The sequence below is a fragment of the Fusobacterium sp. genome, assembly GCF_030528405.1.
GTDB lineage: Bacteria > Fusobacteriota > Fusobacteriia > Fusobacteriales > Fusobacteriaceae > Fusobacterium.
The window spans coordinates 1-5,284 of the sequence record NZ_JAUMYY010000063.1 but is presented as its reverse complement, the minus strand read 5'-3'; the positions used below and the strand labels follow the sequence as shown (position 1 = coordinate 5,284).

7 protein-coding genes are annotated in these 5,284 nt (G+C 24.9%); all 7 read right to left on the bottom strand.

Going from position 1 to position 5,284, the window contains the following annotated elements; translation table 11 throughout:
* Positions 1 to 1,604, bottom strand: a 1,604-nt coding sequence (gene mnmG, locus Q4A58_RS07860) for a tRNA uridine-5-carboxymethylaminomethyl(34) synthesis enzyme MnmG (protein WP_303118124.1), incomplete at its 3' end; no start/stop codon positions are given.
* Between the two features lie 20 nt (positions 1,605 to 1,624).
* Positions 1,625 to 2,995, bottom strand: a complete 1,371-nt coding sequence (mnmE, locus tag Q4A58_RS07855) for a tRNA uridine-5-carboxymethylaminomethyl(34) synthesis GTPase MnmE (protein ID WP_303118122.1) — start codon at positions 2,993 to 2,995, stop codon at positions 1,625 to 1,627.
* 15 nt (positions 2,996 to 3,010) lie between these two features.
* Complete coding sequence (locus Q4A58_RS07850; protein WP_303118120.1) at positions 3,011 to 3,775, bottom strand: R3H domain-containing nucleic acid-binding protein; 765 nt, start codon at positions 3,773 to 3,775, stop codon at positions 3,011 to 3,013.
* A 1-nt stretch (position 3,776) separates the two neighbouring features.
* Positions 3,777 to 4,394 carry a YidC/Oxa1 family membrane protein insertase gene (locus Q4A58_RS07845; RefSeq protein ID WP_303118118.1) on the bottom strand — a complete coding sequence of 206 codons (618 nt, stop codon included), beginning with the start codon at positions 4,392 to 4,394 and terminating at the stop codon, positions 3,777 to 3,779.
* Positions 4,391 to 4,630: a membrane protein insertion efficiency factor YidD gene (gene yidD, locus Q4A58_RS07840; protein WP_303118116.1), complete on the bottom strand. Its 240-nt coding sequence runs from the start codon at positions 4,628 to 4,630 to the stop codon at positions 4,391 to 4,393. The genes Q4A58_RS07845 and yidD overlap by 4 nt, the downstream gene beginning before the upstream one ends.
* Positions 4,627 to 4,974, bottom strand: a complete 348-nt coding sequence (gene rnpA, locus Q4A58_RS07835) for a ribonuclease P protein component (protein ID WP_303118114.1) — start codon at positions 4,972 to 4,974, stop codon at positions 4,627 to 4,629. The genes yidD and rnpA overlap by 4 nt, the downstream gene beginning before the upstream one ends.
* A gap of 56 nt (positions 4,975 to 5,030) precedes the next feature.
* Positions 5,031 to 5,165, bottom strand: a complete 135-nt coding sequence (rpmH, locus tag Q4A58_RS07830) for a 50S ribosomal protein L34 (protein ID WP_303118111.1) — start codon at positions 5,163 to 5,165, stop codon at positions 5,031 to 5,033.
* Between the last annotated feature and the right edge of the window lie 119 nt (positions 5,166 to 5,284).

Sequence of the window (5,284 nt, the reverse complement as noted above, 5' to 3'; positions counted from 1 at the left end):
TTTAAATTTAAAAATTCTTTTAAATTATCATAACTAACATCTTTTATTTTTAAAATTTCACTTGCTTTTATTCCTTTTACAAACCTTTCCTCTAAACCTAAGTTTTTTAATAATTTATTAGCCTCATTCATATTAACAGAAATATTTTTCAAATTATTAATCTCAGTATACACATCAGCTATAGATTTTTCAAGAAAATCTATTTTTTCTTTTGATAAAATTCCTATTTCCTTTATTTTATCAAATAATCTCATAAAAGCATTGTCATATCTTAGAGTTATCCTATATTCAGCTCTTGAAGGTAAAACTCGATAAGGTTCTGGAGTTTTTTTATGAATCAGATCATCTATTAAGACACCTATATATGCTTCTGATCTGTCTATTACTATAGGATCTTTCCCTTCAATTTTACGAGCCGCATTCACTCCTGCAATAAAGCCTTGAGCTGCTGCTTCCTCATAACCTGAAGTTCCATTTATTTGGCCTGAAAAAAATAAACCTGATATTTTTTTATTTTCAAGACTTGGATATAATTGACTTGCTGGTGCATAATCATATTCGACTGCATAACCATGTCTCATTATTTTAGAATTTTCTAATCCTTTTATAGTTTTTAAAATTGCTTCTTGTACAAAAGCTGGCATAGCTGTTGTAAGACCATTTACATATATTTCATCTGAATTTTCTGATTCCAATTCTAAAAATATCTGATGTTTTACTTTATCTGGAAAATTTAAAACCTTTCTGTCTATTGAAGGGCAGTGTCTTGGTCCATGGGATTCTATCATACCACTTACTATTGGAGAAAATTCCATCATTTCTTGAATTACTTTTATAGTCTTTTCAGAAGTATAAGTAAGCCATGTAGGCACTGTATTATTTTTTTCTTTTTTAGTAAATATAGAAAAATATCTTGGCTTTTCTTCTCCTCTTAGTTCTTCTAATTCTGAAAAGTCAATAGTCTTTTTATCTATTCTTGGCGGAGTTGCAGTCTGGTATCTTTCTATTTTTATTCCTAAATCTCTTAAATTATCAGATAATTTTTCTGCTGAATCTTCTCCTTGCCTACCAGCAGAATAAGTTACATCACCTATAACTATTTTTCCTTTTAAAAAAGTTCCTGTTGCTAAAACTATGGCTTTAGTATTATATATAATTCCAAGTCTTGTTTTTATTCCTATAACTTTTTTTTGATAAGAATTTTCATTTTCTAAATTTTCTACCAAAATTTCTTCAACACAGTCTTGAATTAGATTTATATTTTCATTTTCTTCAAGTTTTTCTCTCATTCTTTTTCTATATAAATATTTATCTGCCTGACCTCTAGTTATCCTCGCTGCTGGACCTTTACTTATATTTAAATCTTTTAATTGAAGATTATTTTCATCTGTATGTCTTCCTATTTCTCCACCTAAAATATCTATTTCAGTTACTAAATTGCTTTTTCCTGGTCCTCCTATAGATGGATTACAAGACATCATTGCAATAGTATCTAAGTATAATGTTATAAGTCCAACTTTTTTTCCAAGCCTTGCACCTGCAAATGCTGCTTCACAACCAGCATGTCCAGCACCTACAACAATTATGTCATAATCTTTCATTATTTTCCCTCTATTTCTAAATTCTATTTTCCAACGCAAAAATTACTAAATATATGATCTAATAAATCTTCACTTGATATTTCTCCAGTAACTTCTCCTAATGAATCTAAGGCATCTTTAATATCAACTGCCATTAAATCCATAGGTAGACCTTTTTTTACTGTTTCAAAAATATTATTGAGAGCCATATATGTCTTTTCTAAAGCAGATTTATGTCTAACATTTGTTATAATTAATTTTTGTGAACTATCGTCAACTTTTTCATCTATAATATATTTATAAATTTTATTTTCTAAATCTTCTATACCTATATTTGAAGTTGCAGATATTTTTATCCATTTTTCTATTTTATATAATTTACTTAAATCAATTTCTTTTTTTATATCAATCTTATTTAAAATACCTATAACTTTATCATTATTTATAAACTCATGTATTTTATAATCTTCTTCTTCTAAATCTTTTGAAGTATCAACTACATATAAAATAAGATCTGCTTTATTAATTAAATCTTTTGACTTATTAACTCCTATGTTTTCTACTATGTCATCAGTATTTCTTATTCCAGCTGTATCAACTAGAATCAAAGGAATTCCATTTATATTTATAACTTCCTCTATTATATCTCTTGTTGTTCCTGGAATTTGAGTAACAATAGCTCTTTCTTCTCTTAATAAAGAGTTTAATATACTTGATTTTCCAACATTAGGCTTTCCAATTATTGCTGTTTTTATTCCATCTTTTATAATTTTTCCTTTGTTATAAGATAAAATTAAATTTTTTATTTCATTGGATGCATTTCTTAAATTATTTAATAAATTTTCTGGAATAGGATCTTCTATTCCTTCCTCTGGATAATCTAATACAACATTTATATGTGCTGCTAAATCTAAAATTAAAATTTTAATATTTTTTATCTTTTCTCTTAAATCTCCTCTAAGTTGATTTAAAGATAAAGACAGAGATTTCTCTGTCTTCCCATGTATAATATCACTTATAGCTTCAGCCTGCGTTAAATCTATTCTACCATTTAAAAAAGCTCTTTTTGTAAATTCTCCTACTTCAGCTATTCTAGCTCCATTTTTTAAAACTAATTCTAAAACCTTTTCAGTTATTAAAAAACCACCATGGCAATTTATTTCAACTATGTCTTCTCTAGTATAAGTGTTAGGAGCTTTCATAATACTAATTAAAACTTCATCAACTACATTCATATTATCAAAAATATAACCATAGTTAATACTGTAATTTTTTAGATCTTTAATCGACTTGTTACTCTTAGGTTTAAATATTTTTTCAAGTATTTCAAGAGATTCAGAACCAGATATTCTTACTATACTTATACCACCTTCTCCCCTTGGAGTTGATATAGCAGCTATAGTATCTAATAACATAATTCCTCCTACTTCTTATTTTTTCTTTTTTATAACTATATATCTTTTTGGATCTCTTCCTTCACTGTATGTATCTAAATTAGAGTATTTATTTACAATTTCATGTATAATTTTTCTCTCTCTAGGAGGCATAGCATTAAGTCTTACTGTTTTATTAGTTTTTAAAACTTTTTCTGCCATCCTTTTTCCTAATATTCTTAAAGTTTCATTTCTCTTTTCTTTAAATTTTTCAACATCAACTTCTACTCTACAATCTTTTAATAAAGAATTTAATAAATATTCAAAACTATTCAAAGTTTTCCCTTTTTGTCCTATTATAATAGCATTATCTTTACCTATTAAATTAACAATATAATTTTTTTCTTTTAATTTTTTGATTTCTATTTCAAAATTTAAATTCATTTTATCTAAAAGTATTTTTGTTTTTTCAAATATTTCTGTTTCCTTTTCATCTCTATTTTCATTTTTTTCTATTTTAAAATCATTATTTTTTTTAATTTCTTCTTTTTTTATTTCCAATTTATCTTCTTTTTTCTTTTGTTCTTTATTTATTTTTTCTATATTTTCATCTTTTTTATTGGCTTTTTTTATTTTTGTTCTTATACATATTTCATAAATACCAGGCTCAGTACCTAGTAAACCAAAAAATTTTTTCTTAGGTTTTCTTTTTTCTGTTATTTCAACTTCTTGTTCATCATTTAAACTAATACTTAAAATATTTAATGCCCTTTTTAAGGCTTTTTCTTTATCAATAGCTTTTACTTCTATTGTTTTTTGCATACTAAGCTCCTTTCTTCATTATAAAATATTGTTGAACAACAGCTGTTAAACTTGAAGTTAACCAATAAATTTGAAGACCTGCAGGCATCTTATATGATATAAATATCATCATAATAGGAAACATATACATCATATTTTTCATTTGAGGATTGTCTGATGTTCCCATTAATTTTTGTTGTAAAAATGAAATTCCTCCATTTAAAAGTGGTAAAATATAAAATGGATCTGGTTCTACTAATCTCATCCATAAAAATGTAGAATCCGTTGGAACTATTCCACTTCTTAATACACCAAATAATGCAAATAAAATTGGTAATTGAATAAGTATAGGTAAACAACCTCCAGCAGGGTTTACTTTATTTTCTTTATATAATTCCATAGTTTTTATGTTTAACATTTGTTTATCATTTGCATATTTTTTCTTTATTTCATCTAATTGAGGTTGCAATTTTTTCATTGCTTTCATAGATTTATCTTGTTTTATAGTTAAAGGCAATAATAATATTTTTATTATTATTGTAACTATTATTATTGATAAACCAAAATTTCCTACTATATTATCTACTGATTTCAACAAAAATTCTATAAAATTTAATAATAAACTATAAATATATTTCATTTAGCCTCCCGATTGTTTTCTTTTTTTTGTGGTAATGGATCATATCCACCTTCATTGAATGGATGACATTTTAATATTCTTTTAATTCCTAGATATAATCCTTTTAAACATCCATATTGTTCAATAGCTTGATACGTATATGTTGAACATGTTGGATAAAATCTACACTTTCCAGGAAAAATAGGAGATATTAATTTTTGATAAAACTTTATTAATATAAGAAATAAGTTTTTCATTTATCTTCCTTTAAAATTTTGGATAGTTTTAATATTTTATTTAAGTCTTTTTCTATACTAAAGTATTTTATTTTTTTTATATTATCACCTAAATTTTTTTTTCCAATTATTATAATATCATAATTTTTGTTTATTTTCTCTAAATTTTTTCTTGTATATTCTTTAAATAATCTTTTAATTCTATTTCTACAATGAGCTTTTCCTATTTTTTTACTAGCAACAAAACCAAATCTGTTTTCATTTAAATTATTTTTATTAAAAAAAATAAGAGAGTAGTAACCAAAACATTTCTTTCCAGATGTATATATATTTTGAAACTCTCTATTATTTTTTAAAGTATTCATTTTTTCTCCTGAAAATTTAATAGCTAAAAAAACCGGTGTTTTTTAATCACCGGGTTTTATGCTGATAGTTTAGTTCTTCCTCTAACTCTTCTTCTTTTTAATACTTTTCTTCCATTTTTAGTTGCCATTCTTGATCTAAACCCATGATCTTTTTTTCTTTTTCTTTGATTTGGTTGAAATGTTCTTTTCATTTTTTCACCTCCAAAAGCTAATTATATTCAGTTTATAAGTTTACATTTATTTTTAATTTTTGTCAAGTTTTTATTTGTTTTGAATGTAATGATTTTTAAATTTCTGTGATAGTTTATTT

Coding starts and splice junctions, on each gene's coding strand:
- mnmE (WP_303118122.1), bottom strand. CDS start 2,995: ATGTTATTAGATACTATAGCTGCTATATCAACTCCAAGGGGAGAAGGT.
- Q4A58_RS07850 (WP_303118120.1), bottom strand. CDS start 3,775: ATGCAAAAAACAATAGAAGTAAAAGCTATTGATAAAGAAAAAGCCTTA.
- Q4A58_RS07845 (WP_303118118.1), bottom strand. CDS start 4,394: ATGAAATATATTTATAGTTTATTATTAAATTTTATAGAATTTTTGTTG.
- yidD (WP_303118116.1), bottom strand. CDS start 4,630: ATGAAAAACTTATTTCTTATATTAATAAAGTTTTATCAAAAATTAATA.
- rnpA (WP_303118114.1), bottom strand. CDS start 4,974: ATGAATACTTTAAAAAATAATAGAGAGTTTCAAAATATATATACATCT.
- rpmH (WP_303118111.1), bottom strand. CDS start 5,165: ATGAAAAGAACATTTCAACCAAATCAAAGAAAAAGAAAAAAAGATCAT.